This window comes from Shewanella bicestrii, assembly GCF_002216875.1.
Lineage (GTDB): Bacteria > Pseudomonadota > Gammaproteobacteria > Enterobacterales > Shewanellaceae > Shewanella > Shewanella seohaensis.
This window is the reverse complement of the sequence record NZ_CP022358.1, coordinates 2,682,568-2,699,712: the sequence shown is the minus strand read 5'-3', so window position 1 is coordinate 2,699,712 and position 17,145 is coordinate 2,682,568. Positions and strand designations below refer to the sequence as shown.

Below are 17,145 nucleotides of genomic sequence, written 5' to 3'. Positions count from 1 at the left end.
TAAAGCCAAGCCAATGACTATCGAGCAGAGCCAGTATTTACAACAAATAAGCGCTTTAGCTGCAAGCCATCCGAAGGTGGCGGTATTATGGCTGTATGGTTCGCAGGCGAAAGGAAATGCTAGCGAGCATAGTGATTGGGATTTAGCCGTTGCATTCGACCCGGTAAAGGCGGACAGTGTGCTTGATACTCGTATTAGAGCTGAAGTGCTTGCTATGGATTGGCAAAGAACATTGGGGCTAGCCGAAGGAAAGCTTTCCGTTGTCGATATCAACCTTGCACCAATCCCTCTGGCTTTTGGGATCATTAATGCCAATAAACTTATCTTTAGTCGAGATGAAGGTCGAAGAATGCAAGAAGAGTCTCGCATTATGTCGCAAATGGAACTCGATTATTCAGCCCTAAACCACTTTATTATTTTGGATAATGCCTATATCACGTCATTGCGCTTAAGCCTTAGCTGGTATCAAGCCGAGCTTGGAGAGTTACGTCAATTACTTAGTCAGCGTCCCCTATCTAATCTTGAAGAACGCGCAGCAGAGCGCACACTACAGGTCTCTATTGAAGCTTGTATTGGCATTGCGAAACATTGGGCTATGGCTCTTGCAGGGCATAGTCCGCAGGATGCTTACCAAGCATTTGAGATCCTGTGTCAACGAGGAGCACAACCAGCCGATGAGTTGGGTGGCTGGCGTAAAGTGATAGGCCAGCGTAATGCATTGGTGCATGATCATTTGAATATTGACCCTGAGATCATCCGTAGTGTGAGCTCTCAAGGTTATAGCGATAGATTATTTGCTTTTGCAGCGCAGGGGTTGATTGCCTGTGCGTCTATCCAAAAAGTCAGTGAGCCTCGGTTGGTCAGCGCTTTGTAATATTCTGGTCAATTGGTGATGCGATGCTTTGATTTGCATATCTGATGAGCTTCCTGTGTGGTAGTTACATGATCTGCTCGCATCTTAGACAGAAGGTTCATTCATTTAGGCAACAACGCTGTGATTTTCATGTTTACTCGGCGAACTACACTTAGCGCGAAGCAAATTAGTCACCCTGTACGCAAGTTTCAAAACCACTACAGTCCATCAGAGTAAAAAAATTGTTATCACCCCGTTTGCTATTTCTGCTATTAGTAGCAGAAATAGCAAACAATTAAGGATATAAGTCTATGGAAAGAGTGATTCAGCTATCGTCAGTCAATTTGAATACAAGTGCCGCCTCTGTCATAGAATTTTTGATGGATAAGGATAGGCCGATATTTTTCAGGGTGCCTGATAATAAGAATGTATGGGTTATTAAACGCGCTAGTGATGTTCCAGTTAAGTGGATACAAGGAATAATAAAAGCTTCAAAGACAGTAAGATCTGTCGCTACTTACAGTGGTGCTGCAAGTGATAAGGAACAGTTTGAAAGAGATCTTCAAAAAATCACTGATGTCCAACTCATAAAGGGTGTCAGCTACGGTTGTCTAGGAGCAAATGATCTATTCATTTTGCTTACTCATAAAAACTTAAGAATCAATAAGTTAGATTTAATCATGATTTATGACACCGGTGGTAAATTGAGTTTAGCTGTAGAAAATCGCCGAAGTCAAAAGTCTAATATTCAGACTATTGATGACAAACCAATTTCCCGTACTCTCCTGAAATCTGCCTCTTGTGGTGAAATCCTATTTACCAATAAAACCGTCGATTATTGGGCTAAAGATAATAGTACGCTAAATGACATAGTTGGGATTGATATTACCTTCGATTCATTAGTCGTCTATGAGTCAGACATTCTCAATTTTATACATAATGATCTGGATTCTATCCCCAATGATAGTCCTTATTACATCCCAAAGGATTTGCGCAATCAGAGTGATCTCGATCAATTAGCCGCGTTAGGTTATCAACTTTTTTCAAATAATTGTAAATCAAAAATCACATCCAAGGACCTAGCTGCAAAAATAGAACGTACATTGGGATACTCTGGTAAGAAAGCTGTGACTGCAGCTTATTTCCTAATCCCAAACCCTAAGGGTAATAATATTAGAGAACCATTGGTCAACGATAATGCTAATCCAGATTGTAAATTTCCCTTTTTGGTAAAAGCGTTTGCGTTACATGGCATACACATCAAAACTGAGGACACGTCAAAAGTAAATTCTTTATTAATCACATATTTTAATGATCACAATTTTTCAGAGGATAATGTTAAATATGCTGAGCTTATTTTACGAAAAAAAGTTAGGGTGAGCTAAATCTGTTTTAAATCAAGGTTTTGACTTGTCGGGGGAGTGATTTCTATCCATTCGCTCCCTTATTAATTATTTTTAGACTACTTATAGTGACCTTGCACATTTACACATAAATGAGGTGACTATGTTTGATGCAACTCCTAGCTATTCAATTATTAGACTTGTTAGCGTTATTCAGTTAACTGGACTATCACGCTCTACCATTTATGACAAACAAAATCCGCGATCACCACGATACGATCCGACTTTCCCTAAAAAGGTTACACTTGGGGCCAGAGCGGTAGGTTGGTATTTCGGTGAGGTTGAAGCATGGCTTAAATCAATAAGAGTTCAGTAATGGATTAAAGGTGTACTGGTCACTGACCATATGACTTATTATCAAAGGAAAACTGATATGTCAGAACGTTTTGAAAATAAATATTCACATCCGCGGCGGTATAATAAAAAAATATATAGTACGTTTCCAGTTTCTGATGGAGTTTGTCCAAAAATAGGAGAAGGCACTCTGTTAGGTGATACGATACTTGAAACATGTTTAATTACTCAAGCTGCATATCCCCTAATTGTCAGTACAGCACTTGCTGCTATTTCAACTGCCTTACAAGGACATATAGATGTTGAATTACCAACAGGGAAGATTTGTCCAATCTCGCTTAACTTATTAACTTGCGCAGATTCAGGTGAGCGGAAATCTACGGTTGAAAATTTATTAATGGAAGGGATAAAAAATTACCAAAAAAATCGTGAATTATCTTGTAAAGAACAGTTAATTAAGTATGAGATTTTGAGAGAGGTACATGATGCTAAATCCAAGTCGCTTAAAAAAAGATTGCTCAGAAATGAAGGAATCTAGGAAAACAGAAAATGGGGTAAGTGAAGTAAATGAAATAAATGATCCTTTACAAGAGTTGATCGAGCATGAAGCAAAACAACCACAACGGCCAAAGGCTTTCAGAGTTATTTATGAGGATAGTACGCTAGAGGCGCTTACGTTTGGACTCAAGAATGACTCACCATATGCGTATCTTGGGTCAAGTGAGGGCGGTGTGCTAACCAATAGTGCCCTAATGTCAAACACGCCTGTGCTCAATGCCATTTGGAGTGGCGATGATGTCACAGTGACAAGAAAAACAACGGATTCTTATACGCTTTCAGGTGTTAGGTTGACTACACATATCATGATCCAGCCTCAAACATTGAAACGATTTATGGATAAATCACAGGATATTGTAAGAGACAATGGTTTTCTTTCTCGCTTTTTAGTGTGCTTCCCAATGCCTCGTAGCGGTTGTCGGAAAACCAATGGGATCAGGTATGAGAAAGAATTTATCAATCAATTCAATCAAAGAATCGAAGAATTACTAGAGGGTAAATAAATGGAACGTATAATAGTAGAATTTTCAGATGAAGGTAAAGAAAGATGGTTTGATATATCTAACGATATTGAATTGAAAATGGCTCCTGGTGGAATTTACGAGAATGCCAGAGATCATGCTTCAAAACTTGGAGAAATTATTGCTAGAACTGCAGCAAATATTCACTATTTTGATCATCCTTTTGACTCTAAAATATCCGTTGAGTCATTAAAAATAGCAATTGACTTCGTGAGCTATTACTCTTTTCAGTTTTTAAATAACTTTTGCCTACCCCCTATGGAGGTTATTCTGGGGCAAAAGTTAGCGCTTTGGTTAAGTTCATATCGAGATCGAGGGATTCGGTATATTAAAAAGAATAAGATCTTACAATATGGACCTCCTATGTTAAGAAAAAGAAAGAATTTAAATGATGCGTTGAACGAAATTTTATCGAATAGACTTATTGATGTTTTTGATTATAACACCACGGTCGTTATTGATTTGTATCCAGGAGTTCCTTTTGACAGAATTATCTTTGAACGTGATATGAACTTGTTTAATATCAATTAAAATGACCTTGTGTGGCTTGATTGTTTTCTGCATATAAAATCAGAGTTGTTTTTTTATGATGTATGGTTTTGATATCTGTTTCTTGACGAGTATCTTTATTTCAGACTGTTTGTTCTGTAAGGGACTTGTTTGTTTTTAAATGGTGTGACTCCTAGGTTATTAATAATATATTAACAACCTAGGGTTGTTATTTTTATTACTTTAAGGTTGGTGTGGTATGTCTCAGTATAACAATAGAAACTTAACCGTATTAAATGCCAAGGAGTTTAGTGGGCTGCCAATTCTTCAATTTAAAAATGGAGTCTATGGGGAGTATTTACACAATAACTTTATCGTTATTTATCACACATTAAAAAGGTACTCAAAGGTTTTCGCTGTGAGAGTTGACTTGAGATTTCCTGACTATTATGACGCCGATGATAACCGTTATGTTACACGGTTTACTGCATCTCTAAAAGCGAAAATTAACGCAGATTATAATGCAAAGTGTAAGAATGCTGAAGGATTTGTGCATCAAAGTGAAGTACTGTATATCTGGGTGCAGGAAACCGGTGAACTTAACCGACCACACTACCATCTTTGTTTGTTTTTTAATGGTAACGCTTATAGAAGTTTAGGTGTATTTGAACTTGGTAGACCTAATTTGTATAACCGAATCGTTAAAGCTTGGGCGAGTGCGCTAGCGTTGGATGTTGTTGCAGCACAAGGCTTAGTTCACTTTCCCAAAGCGCCTTGCTATCTATTAGAGCGTGGTCGGATTCACCAGACTAATACTTTACGTGAGTTGTTTCTGCGGTTAAGTTATTTTGCCAAAGTTGACAGTAAGACCTATGGTGATGGACGTCGTCATTATGGTTGTAGTCGATTATTGGGTAGGCTACAAGTTGGTGATTAGTTTTCTTAGTACGGTTGCTACAGCGAGTACAAATACGGAAGTTGAGGCAAGGGGCTTAAATCCCTTGCTTTTGTCTTTATAGAGAGCAGCAGTATATTAATAATTGCACATCCATGAGAAAACATCTTTACTGATGCATCTCTATCAATATCCAGCTTCTTTTTGGTGACGGATACCAATACGGTCAATCGTTCGCCTCCATCATACTGGTACATTGCCAGATAACCCGTATCACCAAAGTCGATGAGTAGTTCCCTAAAGCTAAAGTCATTGTCATCGATAGGCCGACCAATGTCTGGATAGCTTTCCAGTTTTCTAATGGTATTGATTATGGCGCTGGCAGCCCGTTGTGCGGCAGGGGGATTTTTACTGCGAAGAAACTCACGTAAGCGTTCTAAATCACGTAATGCAGTGGCAGTGAAGACTATTTGTGGCATGTAGGGGCTGCCTGTTCATTTTCACTTCCCCAGGACTCCAGCCAACTAACCACTTCGTCACCGGTGACATGCAATCCTGATGTCTGGTGTTCTTCCCATGCGCGTAACGCTTCTTGCTGCAGCGCCTCGCGTTTCTCTTCTCTCTCAACGTATTCACGGATCGCTTCACGCATCATCCAGTGTGATGAACGTTTACGCGCTTCGGCTAAATGCTCGACTCTGGCTTTAATATCGGCATCTAATTTAACCGACACGGGTTTGATTGTGCTCATCTGTGACTCCAAAAGTAATGCTTAGTACTACTAGGTAATACCTTAGCATAACGTGGTACAAAAAAATAATGATTACACGTTTACTTTCCTGCATGAACAACGCCATCAGCTCAAAGATGATAGAAAATAGTTTGTATCAGTTAACAGGGCAAACATGTTACGCCGTCATCACGCTAATCTTCAACCTAATCGCAATAGGGATAAAACGATAGCGGCGACATGCCGCTTCGTTTATAGGGTTTGGCTAATGGCTGACTGAGTACTTAATACCGTCGCAGGAGCATCATGACCTTAACCAATGCCATGCATCGGCTATCAGCTCAGCACCAGCTTTTACGCCATTGATGCCCACTTCTGCTGTCGTCAACACGGTGTTTAAGCCAGTTTCTACACTGCCGGTGACGAGTTTGATCCCCGCATCAGTTATCTCACCTTGGCGTAAGCAAGCATAACTTTCACCTAGAGTTTGGCTGGTGCCTTTTAGTAGGCATTCGGCAGGTTTAGCCACAAGATCTCCAGGCGTGCCTAGCAGCGTGTTAACGTTATCGGGTAGCCCAAGGTATTCACCGGTCATTTTGATGGCGGTAGAGGCTAACACGACGTTTGCGACAGTCCCCGTGGCAAGCTTTGACGCGCTCCTCCCCAGTAAGCCTGCCCTGGCAGAGCCTTGCAGGGCAACGTGAGTGAGATTACTGACTTGGTTGGAGGTACTGGTTCCCGCTAAGCATTCATTAACGAAGTGCTCGCAATTATTGGTAGCTACGCCGTATGGACTGTGACCCAGCTGACTGCGTGCAAGTTCAATGGCCTGATGGGGATACAGGCTGGACTTTTTCACTCTAACGCTATGGCCACCAGCAAATTGCTGCAGATCGATTTCTTCGATGATGCCCTGTTTAGATAAGTGGATCACATGGCCATGACCCACATACAGGCCATGGTGTTCGGTTAAGCCAAGCGGATCGATATTGGTGACCAGATGATCACCTGGATGAAATGTATACATGGTATGGACTCCAAGAAAAACAACGCAGATACACCTAGGTCGCATCTGCTAATGGGTTGAATAGGATGATGGGCGTGCTGATTGACTCAGATTTCCAGCTCGACAAAGTCCTTATCGATTTGCTGCTGAGTAATGCCGATATAACGCAGGGTGACCGCTTCCGATTGATGCCGCAGCATGCGCATCACCCGGCCAATGTCTTTGCAGGTTTGATACAGGTGATAGCCGCGGGTTTTACGCATCGAGTGGGTGCCCAGGGCTAACTTGATATCGTCACCGACAAAGGCAAACGCTTTGGCGACCGCGCGCCGTGTCAGTGGTTTCGCGGGGGCCTGCCGGTCTTTGGCTTGGCTCGAGCGGTGGGATTGGAACAGGTAGATATGCTCGGGGTGACGCTGGTGGATCGCCTCAATCAATGCCAGCGTCTTAGGGTTGAGCTTGATGCTGGCGCGTTTACCGGTCTTCTGCTCAATGATATTTAAGCGGTCGCCGTCGATATCGCTGAACTTGATGGCCAGTAAGTCAGAGATCCTAAGGGCCAGGTTAAGGCCGATATTCCAGACATCGGCCATCTGCTGACCAAAGTGACGTTCGAGCAGGTAACTGATAAGCTTGATGGTGTCGCGGTTCTTGACCGCCTCGACTTCGTTCATGCTGGGTTCCCTCAATTAGCTATGTGATGAATGTGGGCACCAGCACATCGCAAACCCGCATCGGGCCTGCATTGCTTGGTGCCCAAAATACCTTTGTGGGCACCAAGTTCAGTCGGCACTGACTTGAACCTGGTACACCTCCATCTCGACGTAGTTGCAAAAGTTCTCCAGCAGCAGCCGTACCTGGCTGTCGGCATGCTCGAGGTAGCAACTGCCAAAGAAGCTGTTGTAGACCTGCTTCTCCCGAAACAGCACTTCCATTTCTTTCTCAAGCTCAGGGAAGGGCCCGCCGCAGTAGGCAAAGTCGGTAAAGTAATTGAGATACCAGCAATCATCTTGGCGATAGAGATTGATTTCGACGGGGTGATAACCGCCGCTCTCATAGCTGTAGTCGGGATCGCGGTAGTTAAAAGTGACGCTGTTGAGATCAGGGTGATTGAGTGCGGCCAGTTGCCGTTCTAATAATTCATAAAAAGGCTCTGGCAGTGGCAGGATAGTTTCGCGGTGTATTTTCATGGTGGACTCCAAAACAAAAAGCCCGCGAACGACAGGCGTTGCGGGCGAGGTTGGTTGTTGTTAACGACAGGGGCTTGTCGTAATGACTTAGGGTGACAAGGGCGCGGGTGTGATGGCTTGACCCGTTGATTGCGATAGGACTGAAAGCGCTAGAATAGTTAGGATGCTCGCGTAAAATACGGGCGAGGCTAGTTAATCCAAACTCACTTCCACTTGATAGACTTCCATCTGGTAGTAACTGACAAAGTTATCGCTGAACAACTTAATCAGCCCCTGTGATTCCCGCTCCCCAATCCAGCCACTAAATAGGCTATAGACCTGCTTGCTGTTAAAGCAGATATCAATGTCTTTAACCAGTTCAGGAAAGGGATGACCGCTAAATGCAAAGTCGGTGACGTAAACTAAACGCCAGTGATCTTGCTGTTTCTCTAGTCGTACTTCGACGGGATGAAAACCACCATCTTCGGCGCTGTAATCTGGGTCTCGAAAATTAAGGGTGATGGCGTTGGCGTCTTTTGGCGTGACGTTAGCCAGCTCCTTTTCAATCACTTGGTAAAAACGATCGGGCATCGCTGGCAGTTGGTTACGCTTGATGGTTAATGTCATGGGATATTCCTTATTTAAAAACGGGCATACGCAAGAGCCAAGGCGCAGTCACGCCTTGGCTCTTGCTGTCTATGCGGCTGGGTTAATAAAAAAGTTGTTGGCTAAGCGGTTTAATGTGAGTCGCTAAGGGCTACTTGCTAAAGTTTTTGAGCTGGGAGATTAAAGTTTGGTGGTTATGTTTAACGGATTAGTACTGGCTTACGATAATGAACGGGTTATCGAGTGAGGGCGAAGTTGCTGGTGGTCAGTGGTTAGCTTTGGTTTAGCTTCGGTTTGATAAATCGCAATATACAAATAACCGTGACTGCCAAGTGTGTCGGCCTCACAGGTAAAGCCAGCGTGTTCAATGCTAACGCAGTGCTGCTCAGTAGCATCAATCTCGCCGGTGGCCATCAGCTGCTCAAGCTGTTTAACCATAGCGGGAAAGGCCTCGACAAATTGTTGGTTAATGGCTGGTGGAAATTCACCAACAAAGCTTGAACGGTCATGGAGATAATCCAAATGCAGGCCGCGTAAAATCAGCCTCGCACCAAAGCGGGGAGACACTTTACGGGGCAAGCCCCAGGCGTGCTCAATATCGAAAAGTTTTAGGGTTGTCATAGTGACCTCAATGGTTGAAGGATGAAACTAAGGGAATGGCTTGCTTGTTAGCGGATTGTAAAATTAGGTATGTACACTCCAATTGGGCTGTTCATTACTGCCATGGTTAAAGTACACGCCATTGATGACCCGCTGCCATTCACCTATAGGCACACCATAACTGTCACAGGGGCAAACATAGCGGCAAAAGCTGATCTCCTTGGGTAAGTGTTCAACCACATCACGGTGAAACACACTTAATACGGTTTTATGCAGCTTGGGATTAGGTGCCACAATCGGCTTGCCAATCACTTGGCCCATGGCATTAAGTGGCCGCACAAACATCGGCAAAATGAGTTCAACCGCTAAACGGTTACGCAGTTCGGGAAAGGCGGCGCAGGCTTCGGCGACACAGGCTTGTGAAAAGCTATCAGTAAATTCAATCATGATGGACTCCTTAAAAAGGCGTAGCAGGTTTAAACGTTGGCTAGAGTAAGCCGCACTCAGCAAAGGACACTGGCGTGCGGCCAACCACGATATGATCAAGCACGCGCACATCGATAAGCGCTAATGCATCGGTTAACCGTTGAGTTATGTGCTTATCTGCTGCCGAAGGTTCAGACTCGCCGGAGGGATGGTTATGGGCAAAAATCACCGCAGCGGCATTGACAGCCAACACCGCCTTAACCACCTCCCGTGGATAAACACTGGCAGCATCTAAAGTGCCAAAGAACAACTCTTTAAACTCGAGTAATTGATGCTGATTATCGAGCAGCATTACCGCAAACACCTCCCGCTCATAACCGCCGAGTTTGTAAGTTAAAAAATCCTTAGTGGCCTGTGGATTGGTATAGGCGTCTTTCTTCACATAGCGCTCGGCAATGATATTGGCGGCAGAGGCTAGGATCGCTTCGGCAGTCTGCGGCCACTGGTTGATTGGCTGGTCTATCGAGTTGTTAGGTTCAGCTTTTGTTGGCATATCAGGCTCCTTGAAAGCATTAATGGGCTTATGCACAGGAGTGATATATATCTGAAAAAATTTGGAAAAGTTGAAAGTTGCTGGCATAGGTAATGGAATGAAACCATTACCAAGAGTTCAGCATGACACCAAAGATAAAGCTAATTCGAATAAAGGACGTAATTGACACAACAGGCTTAGCCCGTTCAACGATTTACAAGTATGTCGATAAGGGTATTTTCCCCAAAGCAGTGAAACTGGGCTGTAAATCTGTTGCATGGGTTGAAAGTGAAGTACAAGAGTGGATATTGGAACGTATTCAGGAGCGAGATTTACAATTATGAGTGTGATGAATAATAATTTATTATTTTTCAATATAATAAGTCTGTTGCCAAAATGCCTGCATAAATCTATGCAAAATGTTTTTACATTGTGAATCAAGCAAGCTCTTTTAATGTAGCTTGTGTATATTGTTTAATCACTTTCTGAGGAATGCATCATGGCATCTAAAGGCTCATCAGGTTCATCTCGCCCAGTATCAAGTCATCCAGGTCCAGGTGGTAACTGGCCATCAAAAACTGGTGGTATATCTGGCACAAATCGTGGCAATGCCGTTCGGGTACCGTCTAAAAAATAATTAAGGAGTTTGCCCCCGGAAACGGGGGCGCTATGCGATTATGGATGATAAAGATTTTTGCTACCCCTCTATTGGGGAACTTGTTCGCGTAATTTTTAATAGTACAGGATTATTGCCGACTAAAGGCAAGAGTTCCCTTTTGTCTGGAGCGGAAAAAAAATCGCTACAGATGCAATTAAAAAGATTAGCGGATGAAAATTCGAAAATTGATGGCAAACTAGATGAGCTAATGCTTCAGTTACAAGCGTTATTAAAAGCGGTGTTAATTGAAGATAGATTAGTTAATGTATTTATTGCGGCTATAAATGAGATTCTGATGGTTTATAAAGATTGCTTACGCACAGAGGGAACCTATCTAACAAAAATTGATACAACAAAGTATATTATATCGACAAGTTTTCTAAGTAGAATTGTTATCTCATTTGCGAAAAATTTCTTAGTTTATAACGTACCTAGTTTGAAATTGTCAATTCCAATGGTTTTGCAGTGGCTTTTACCTAAGATATCTACTTCAGAGAAAGTGCGTTGGCCGTTAGCTCTTGTTTGGGAGCATTTCTACACAGTAACAAATACATCCCAGTCACAATTTCATAATCCTAAAGGGGTTGATGGTGATTATAGAGAAAGGCAAAACCTAGAAAATGCACAACGCTGGTGTAGCGGAGGTCAACTGCCGAGTATAGAGTCCCTTTATGCTAACTTGGAATATTCTCTCTCTTTGCCTCGAAAAAAACCGTTAGAACTGATAGATAAGCAAATTAGCAGTTTTAAATTGATGCTTTTTATGGCACGAGTTTCGACATACTTTTTTCAAGTGTTAAATAGGTATTATGGGCCTGAGATGATATGTGAAACGACTAACTATCTAAGAAAATTTTCACAACGAGTCAGTCGACATAACTCTTTGGTATGGCAAGCCTGTTGTGAGGAGTTTGCTACATTAGATTTTAAAACACGCGAGTTACCTTTTGCCCAAGATTACTTCTTTTATGATTTTGTCACCTTTTGGTGGCAGCGTTATGCAGCCATAACTGATGAAAGCTGTCACTATTTTGAGCACTTTGCGGCGCAAAGAGAATTGGAAAATATCATTGATAGAGCTAAATACAGAATTTATTTGAGTATTTTGGGTCCCATAAATGCGTATATGATATTAGAACAGCAAAGAATAAATGCTAAGCTAATAATTTCTGAAGAATTTACAAAAATGTTTAGCATGGGAATGAAGCTCAAGAACTCTATAACCGATTTAAAACAAGCTGATGATTTTTCTTTTGAAATTAAAAAAATAGGGTTGTGGCCTAGTTTGGCTTGGTTAAGTCATTGGTGTTATGCCAATTACTATTATCGTCAAGAAAATAATATAAAAGCTTATCATTATTACAAAAACGCCTTTATGCATGCTAAATATCGGGCTGGTTCTAATCAATATAAGCTTGTAAACCAGTTTATAGAGGCTTGCGCTAAGAATAACCAGTACGCAGAGATGAAGAAAGGGGTTGCTTGGGCGAACTATATGGGCTTTGAAGTTAGATGGCTGCGTGGATTTGATAACCCAGAGTCGGAAGAAGCATTACAAGCATTGTTCAATTTATTTGCAACGAATAAGATGCGCTATGCCATTCTTTAAGAACAAATTCATGCAATTTTTAACCGAAAATATTCATAAACTTAGTTCCATTCTATCTTCATGCCATGTAAAAGTCTCATTATCGAAAATCTCACTTTGGGAATGAATATTCCGTATTCATTCCTTGGGCGGACAAATACTAGCGGGTTAATTCCAAGCAGATACGCTCAAGCAAGGCCGAGCAACTGCTGCCTGAGAAAAGCTATCGGTAAATTCAATCATGATAACTCCCACGCATAAAGGGCTCCGACTCCGGGAGCCCCTTATGCCGCTATTAATAAGAGCCGTTAATTAGATAGCCAGCCACGCTCGACGAAGGACACGCATGTATCGGCAACAACTATGTGATCCAAGACCAGTACATCGATTGTGGCCAGTGCCGCAATAAGGCGCTCGGTGATCCGTCTATATGCGCTTGACGGTTCGATGCATCCGGAAGGATGGTTGTGGGTGAAAATTACCGCAGCTGCATTACATAGCAAAACGGCTTTAACCACTTCTCGCTGATAACCACTTGCACTGTCAATTGTGTCTAACTTGGACAAAAAATTGACGCTAAAGATTTAAAAAATCACAATAAAGTTGTATGATGCTCTCTGTTTCGAACATTGACAAGGAATGTAACCCATGAGAAGGATTTTTACCCTTGCTCCACAGTATCTTCATCATATTACATACTTTCAATTTGACTCCATTTCCTAGGAAGTCACGATTGAAAGATGCATATAAAATCATCAATTTTCTAGTTGGTACCATTATTATTGGTGAGGATTGGTGGAGTGACCGTTTTCATAACCTTATGAAAATCGAGAGAACGCTCTATTCACTTATCATTTCTAAATTCAGTTCCATACAATTTAGGTAAATCCTAATGACTAATACAATTGCGGCTTACATTGCTTCCTTTTCTGCTGAGTCTATATCTAATGCATTCATTTATCTCATCGTCTCAATCTTTATAACATCCTTATTTTTAGCATATTTAGGTAGGTATAATAGCTTTACACATGGCACAGCTAACAGTCTGACATCATTGGGTATTTTGGGTACATTTGCTGGCATTGTTGTTGGATTGATGGAATTTAATCCGTCAAATATCGATGGCAGTATTGAGCTGCTCTTAGAGGGGTTGAAAACAGCTTTTTTAACGAGTCTAGTGGGTATGGCCGCGTCCATTTTGTACAAAACAATTGTGAGCCTTTATCCAAAAGGCAACAAGCAAGAGCACAAGGTCGTAAGCCCTGAGGACATTTATCAGGTCATGTCTCAACAGTTAATCGTGTCTAACGAGTTACTCGGCGCAATTAAAGGTGATGAAGATTCATCATTGACCTCTCAAATAAAAAATTTACGCCTAGACATGAACGATGCCGGTAAGCATCAAGTTAAGTTCTTCGAAATGCAATTGCAAAAATTTGAGAGTTTTCAATCCATTCTTTGGGAAAAAATGGATGAGTTTGCAGGAATGTTGTCAAAGTCCGCGACTGAACAGGTGATTAATGCTCTTAAAGAAGTAATAGTTGAGTTCAATGACAAATTGACTGAGCAGTTTGGTGAGAACTTCAAGCGACTTGATGAGTCAGTTAAGAAATTGGTTGATTGGCAGGAGAATTATCGAATTCAGTTAGAGGATATGGCAGTAAAATACCAGCTTGGTGTTGATGCTATTTCGGCAACTGAAAAGTCGGTGGCAAGTATTAATGATCGAGCTGAGTCGATCCCTGTATCGATGGAGAAATTACTTCAAGTTATGGAATTAGGTCATGGGCAAATGACCGAACTTGAGCAACGATTGGAAGCTTTCAAAGACTTGAGGAATAAGGCTATTGAAGCCATGCCGCAGATTAAGACGCAGATGGATGCAACCATGGATGTTATTTCTCAATCAGTTCAGGCGGCATCGCATCACTACACTGATTTACTCAAAGAAAGTAAACAAGTGATAGAAAACTTCTCCTCAACGGCAACGGAAAGTATTGGTTCCATGAAATCGCATTTGCTCGATGGTGCTGAAAAATTAACTTTGAAGTTGGAGGAGGGGGCTCACGACATTGGCGGACGTTTAGCTGAAGCTTCAAACGATATTCAAACGAATGTCAGTTCTGCTGCTGGTGGTTTACAGAATATGACTAATTATCTGTCAACCACTACTGAACAAATTAGAGAGCATTTAGAAAGTTCAATTACAGAGCTCAATGCCGAGTTACGTGTTTTTGTTGCTGATATTAAACAGGACACCAAACAAACGGGATTAATCTTAAAAGAAGCTAATCAAGAACTTGTCACAAGTACTCAGCAGATCCAGGTGGAAACATCTAATGCGTTTGTAAAACTCCATGAGCGATTAGAAACGACCTTAGAAGAGATTTTTCAAGTCCAAGCCCAGGCTGTCAGACGTACTTTTGATAGTCTAGAGGATCAAATTACAACGGCTGTGGGCCAGACAGGAAGTGCTGTTAATAAGCAAGTTGAAGTATTGGATCATCAAATGCAACAAGAAATCAATAGAACCATCAGCCAGATGGGTGAGGCCTTAGCAACAGTTACTCAGCAGTTTACCCGTGATTATCAAAAGCTAGTGCGAGAAATGGCGAACGTGGTTAGTACTCGAGTGGCGGTATAAAAATGGATAAGGTTTTTGGGCGTTCTTCAGCGACTACAGAGGGGGGAGAACAGTGGATGTCGGTTTCAGACCTCATGGCGGGGTTGATGATGGTGTTTCTGTTTATTTCCGTTGCGTTGATGCGAGATGCAATGATTGAGCGAGATAAAATCAAAGAAGTTGCTATCACCTACGAAAAAACACAGCAGGCAATCTATTTGGCATTAGAGAAGGAGTTTTCAGCGGATCTTTCTAAATGGGGAGCTGAGATTGATCGCAGTACACTCAGTTTTAATTTCACTTCGCCAGATGTTTTGTTCGCCAATGGTGAAGCGACGCTCACAAATGAATTTAAAAATATCTTAGCTAATTTTTTTCCCCGATATCTCAAAATACTGGATAGTTATCGGACTATGGTACAAGAGATAAAAATTGAAGGGCATACATCCAGTCGTTGGAACAATGGCTCCTCCGACTATGATGCATATTTTAATAATATGGATTTGTCTCAGGCACGAACTCGAACGGTGTTAGGTTATGTAATGAATCTGGAGCCAATTCGAGAGTTTCACTATGATTGGGTTAAGTCAAATGTCGCAGCTGTAGGTTACTCCTCTTCTAAATTGATTATAGATACTGAAGGGCATGAGGATTCACAAAAGTCTAGACGAGTTTCATTTCGTGTGATTACGAATGCTGAAGAACAAATTCGTAAGATTTTGGTGTCCGAATGAAGCTGCAAATTAAATTTGGCGCATTACTGCATGCTGTAGATCTCATGGAACCCAGTCAAAAAGGGCAGTTCCATCTAGAATATCGTCAGACTTCTATTGAGAAAATCGATATTGAATTGGCGACTGGCAAAGATGTCGAACTCAAGGATGTTGATGTTACTTCTGGGCTTCTTAGTTATAAAGGCCGCCAAGTCCTTCTGTATATCAAAGATCATGGACAGAGCGTTTATTCTGCCATGGCATCTCCCGGAACGGGGAGACGGTACCATGTTGCAGATTGTGCTACGTTAAAGGGCATGAGAGAGCAAGGACGTTTCGAGCGTTATGTGGCTACGAATGATACTTCTGGCGAGTTTTTAATTTCTGGTTTTGGGATTGAGGGAAAAGCACGTTTACAAGTATGTCAAAACTGCTTATGTGCACTTAATTATAAAGGCTGGTCAACAGGAGCCTATCGAAATCAAATTCTGTATCAATTTAATATGGCTGAATTTTTTGCGACATATAGCTCGTTTTTCCCTCATATGCCTTTGCGAAATGTACAGGATATGCAAACTGGTTACTGTGATGACTGGTCTAAGATTTCTTCTCATTATCGGGTTGAAAAGGGATTTAGTTGTGAAGAGTGTGGGGTGAATTTAAAAGCGCATCGGCCATTATTACATGTTCACCATATTAACGGCGTAAAGTCTGATAATAAGCCGAAGAATCTCAGAGCGCTATGTATTGACTGTCATAGTAAGCAGCCAATGCATCAGCACATGGTACTGAGTCACAATGAACGCCAGTTAATCAACCAACTCAGGAATGAGCAGGGCCTGTTGAATGATTTGAATGGTTGGAATGAGCTATTTGCCTACGCAGATCCAGGGGTTCATGGTGTCCTACATCTTTGCCAAAAATTGAACTTGGCCTTACCGGATGTAGCGCATTACTTAAGTGACGGCCTTGATGGCTTAGGTGCTCGGTTAGAATTGGCTTGGACGAAAAAACGATTTGGGATCGCAATTTCTCCTGCTGATATTCAGGATGGTATTAAAGCAGGCTGGGATGTTGTGAGTGTTGCTGACTTTCTTGAAAACTATCGCTTTAGGATTGGCTATTTAAGGAATTAAACATTGATGTTAAGACTTGATGAACTGGTCAATCAAATAATTTGTATTAATCACGCCTGGAAATTATCCAAAGAAGAGTTTGGTAATGACTTTGTTGCCACAAAATCATTAAGGGATACAAAAGCTTCATTACAAGCTACTTTGCTAAGGGAATTCCCTACCGATAGTTATCTGATGATGGCTAGTGACAGTGCTGAACACGATGAAGCTATGTACAGCGTAAGGTTGAAAAGCCCTGTTGTTATAGGCAGTGCAATTAGAACAGATGCTGAGCATTTACCTCAACGCATAGCGCATGACATTTTAACAGAACAAGAATTATACAAACTACTTAAGTAAGGAATA

At 41.8% G+C, this 17,145-nt stretch carries 19 protein-coding genes and 4 pseudogenes; 12 read left to right on the top strand and 11 right to left on the bottom strand.

Annotation, left to right across the window (positions count from 1 at the left end; genetic code table 11):
• Positions 1 to 13: 13 nt before the first annotated feature.
• Positions 14 to 727: pseudogene (gene mntA, locus CF168_RS11755) on the top strand (type VII toxin-antitoxin system MntA family adenylyltransferase antitoxin); the annotation flags it as partial.
• Between the two features lie 86 nt (positions 728 to 813).
• Here the strand turns inward: mntA and CF168_RS22545 are convergent.
• Positions 814 to 915: pseudogene (locus CF168_RS22545) on the bottom strand (IS5/IS1182 family transposase); the annotation flags it as partial.
• A gap of 249 nt (positions 916 to 1,164) precedes the next feature.
• Here CF168_RS22545 and CF168_RS11750 point away from each other — a divergent pair.
• The 5 genes and pseudogenes from CF168_RS11750 to CF168_RS11725 all read left to right on the top strand — a co-directional run bounded on the left by CF168_RS11750 (position 1,165) and on the right by CF168_RS11725 (position 5,055).
• Positions 1,165 to 2,238 (top strand): hypothetical protein, encoded by a 1,074-nt coding sequence (locus tag CF168_RS11750; protein ID WP_089067960.1) that lies wholly within the window; start codon positions 1,165 to 1,167, stop codon positions 2,236 to 2,238.
• A gap of 121 nt (positions 2,239 to 2,359) precedes the next feature.
• Positions 2,360 to 2,572 (top strand): AlpA family phage regulatory protein, encoded by a 213-nt coding sequence (locus CF168_RS11745; protein WP_076500103.1) that lies wholly within the window; start codon positions 2,360 to 2,362, stop codon positions 2,570 to 2,572.
• Positions 2,573 to 2,629: 57 nt separating this feature from the next.
• Positions 2,630 to 3,088 carry a DUF3987 domain-containing protein gene (locus CF168_RS22650; protein ID WP_157705967.1) on the top strand — a complete coding sequence of 153 codons (459 nt, stop codon included), beginning with the start codon at positions 2,630 to 2,632 and terminating at the stop codon, positions 3,086 to 3,088.
• Positions 3,033 to 4,160: pseudogene (locus CF168_RS22540) on the top strand (DUF3987 domain-containing protein). Before CF168_RS22650 ends, CF168_RS22540 begins: the two are co-directional and overlap by 56 nt.
• Before the next feature lie 217 nt (positions 4,161 to 4,377).
• Positions 4,378 to 5,055, top strand: coding sequence for an inovirus Gp2 family protein (locus tag CF168_RS11725; RefSeq protein ID WP_089067956.1), 678 nt, complete (start codon positions 4,378 to 4,380; stop codon positions 5,053 to 5,055).
• Positions 5,056 to 5,072: 17 nt separating this feature from the next.
• On the opposite strand, the gene CF168_RS11720 is transcribed toward CF168_RS11725, so the two are convergent.
• The 9 genes from CF168_RS11720 to radC form a co-directional block, all read right to left on the bottom strand.
• The gene (locus tag CF168_RS11720) at positions 5,073 to 5,492 is read right to left on the bottom strand and encodes a type II toxin-antitoxin system RelE/ParE family toxin (protein ID WP_240520023.1); all 420 of its coding nucleotides are present in this window, start codon (positions 5,490 to 5,492) and stop codon (positions 5,073 to 5,075) included.
• Entirely contained in the window at positions 5,480 to 5,764 is a 285-nt protein-coding gene (locus tag CF168_RS11715; protein ID WP_157705961.1) for a CopG family ribbon-helix-helix protein, read from the bottom strand. Before CF168_RS11715 ends, CF168_RS11720 begins: the two co-directional genes overlap by 13 nt.
• A 283-nt stretch (positions 5,765 to 6,047) precedes the next feature.
• Positions 6,048 to 6,770: a lecithin retinol acyltransferase family protein gene (locus CF168_RS11710; protein ID WP_089067955.1), complete on the bottom strand. Its 723-nt coding sequence runs from the start codon at positions 6,768 to 6,770 to the stop codon at positions 6,048 to 6,050.
• Between the two features lie 86 nt (positions 6,771 to 6,856).
• Positions 6,857 to 7,423: a site-specific integrase gene (locus CF168_RS11705; RefSeq protein ID WP_089067954.1), complete on the bottom strand. Its 567-nt coding sequence runs from the start codon at positions 7,421 to 7,423 to the stop codon at positions 6,857 to 6,859.
• A gap of 108 nt (positions 7,424 to 7,531) precedes the next feature.
• Positions 7,532 to 7,939 carry a DUF2787 domain-containing protein gene (locus CF168_RS11700; protein WP_089067953.1) on the bottom strand — a complete coding sequence of 136 codons (408 nt, stop codon included), beginning with the start codon at positions 7,937 to 7,939 and terminating at the stop codon, positions 7,532 to 7,534.
• A 192-nt stretch (positions 7,940 to 8,131) separates the two neighbouring features.
• Entirely contained in the window at positions 8,132 to 8,545 is a 414-nt protein-coding gene (locus CF168_RS11695) for a DUF2787 domain-containing protein (RefSeq protein WP_089067952.1), read from the bottom strand.
• Between the two features lie 198 nt (positions 8,546 to 8,743).
• A complete protein-coding gene (locus CF168_RS11690; protein WP_157705958.1) occupies positions 8,744 to 9,145 on the bottom strand; it encodes a type IV toxin-antitoxin system YeeU family antitoxin in 402 nt (133 codons plus the stop codon).
• A 63-nt stretch (positions 9,146 to 9,208) separates the two neighbouring features.
• Positions 9,209 to 9,571 (bottom strand): hypothetical protein, encoded by a 363-nt coding sequence (locus CF168_RS11685; protein WP_069454526.1) that lies wholly within the window; start codon positions 9,569 to 9,571, stop codon positions 9,209 to 9,211.
• 40 nt (positions 9,572 to 9,611) lie between these two features.
• Positions 9,612 to 10,103 carry a RadC family protein gene (gene radC, locus CF168_RS11680; RefSeq protein WP_167373623.1) on the bottom strand — a complete coding sequence of 164 codons (492 nt, stop codon included), beginning with the start codon at positions 10,101 to 10,103 and terminating at the stop codon, positions 9,612 to 9,614.
• 122 nt (positions 10,104 to 10,225) lie between these two features.
• On the opposite strand from radC, the gene CF168_RS11675 reads away from it, so the two are divergent.
• Positions 10,226 to 10,426, top strand: coding sequence for a helix-turn-helix transcriptional regulator (locus CF168_RS11675; RefSeq protein ID WP_206191643.1), 201 nt, complete (start codon positions 10,226 to 10,228; stop codon positions 10,424 to 10,426).
• A gap of 333 nt (positions 10,427 to 10,759) precedes the next feature.
• Positions 10,760 to 12,349: a hypothetical protein gene (locus tag CF168_RS11670; RefSeq protein ID WP_089067951.1), complete on the top strand. Its 1,590-nt coding sequence runs from the start codon at positions 10,760 to 10,762 to the stop codon at positions 12,347 to 12,349.
• A 287-nt stretch (positions 12,350 to 12,636) separates the two neighbouring features.
• On the opposite strand, the pseudogene CF168_RS11665 reads toward CF168_RS11670, so the two are convergent.
• Positions 12,637 to 12,879, bottom strand: a pseudogene (locus CF168_RS11665) (JAB domain-containing protein); the annotation flags it as partial.
• A 341-nt stretch (positions 12,880 to 13,220) separates the two neighbouring features.
• Here CF168_RS11665 and CF168_RS11660 point away from each other — a divergent pair.
• Genes CF168_RS11660 through CF168_RS11645 form a run of 4 tightly spaced genes read left to right on the top strand, consistent with a single transcriptional unit; the run spans position 13,221 to position 17,139 of the window.
• The gene (locus CF168_RS11660; protein WP_089067950.1) at positions 13,221 to 14,972 is read left to right on the top strand and encodes a hypothetical protein; all 1,752 of its coding nucleotides are present in this window, start codon (positions 13,221 to 13,223) and stop codon (positions 14,970 to 14,972) included.
• Positions 14,973 to 14,974: 2 nt separating this feature from the next.
• Positions 14,975 to 15,685: an OmpA family protein gene (locus CF168_RS11655; protein WP_089067949.1), complete on the top strand. Its 711-nt coding sequence runs from the start codon at positions 14,975 to 14,977 to the stop codon at positions 15,683 to 15,685.
• Positions 15,682 to 16,800: an HNH endonuclease gene (locus CF168_RS11650; protein ID WP_089067948.1), complete on the top strand. Its 1,119-nt coding sequence runs from the start codon at positions 15,682 to 15,684 to the stop codon at positions 16,798 to 16,800. Before CF168_RS11655 ends, CF168_RS11650 begins: the two co-directional genes overlap by 4 nt.
• A 6-nt stretch (positions 16,801 to 16,806) precedes the next feature.
• Positions 16,807 to 17,139, top strand: coding sequence for a hypothetical protein (locus CF168_RS11645; protein ID WP_206191642.1), 333 nt, complete (start codon positions 16,807 to 16,809; stop codon positions 17,137 to 17,139).
• The last annotated feature ends 6 nt before the right edge of the window (positions 17,140 to 17,145 follow it).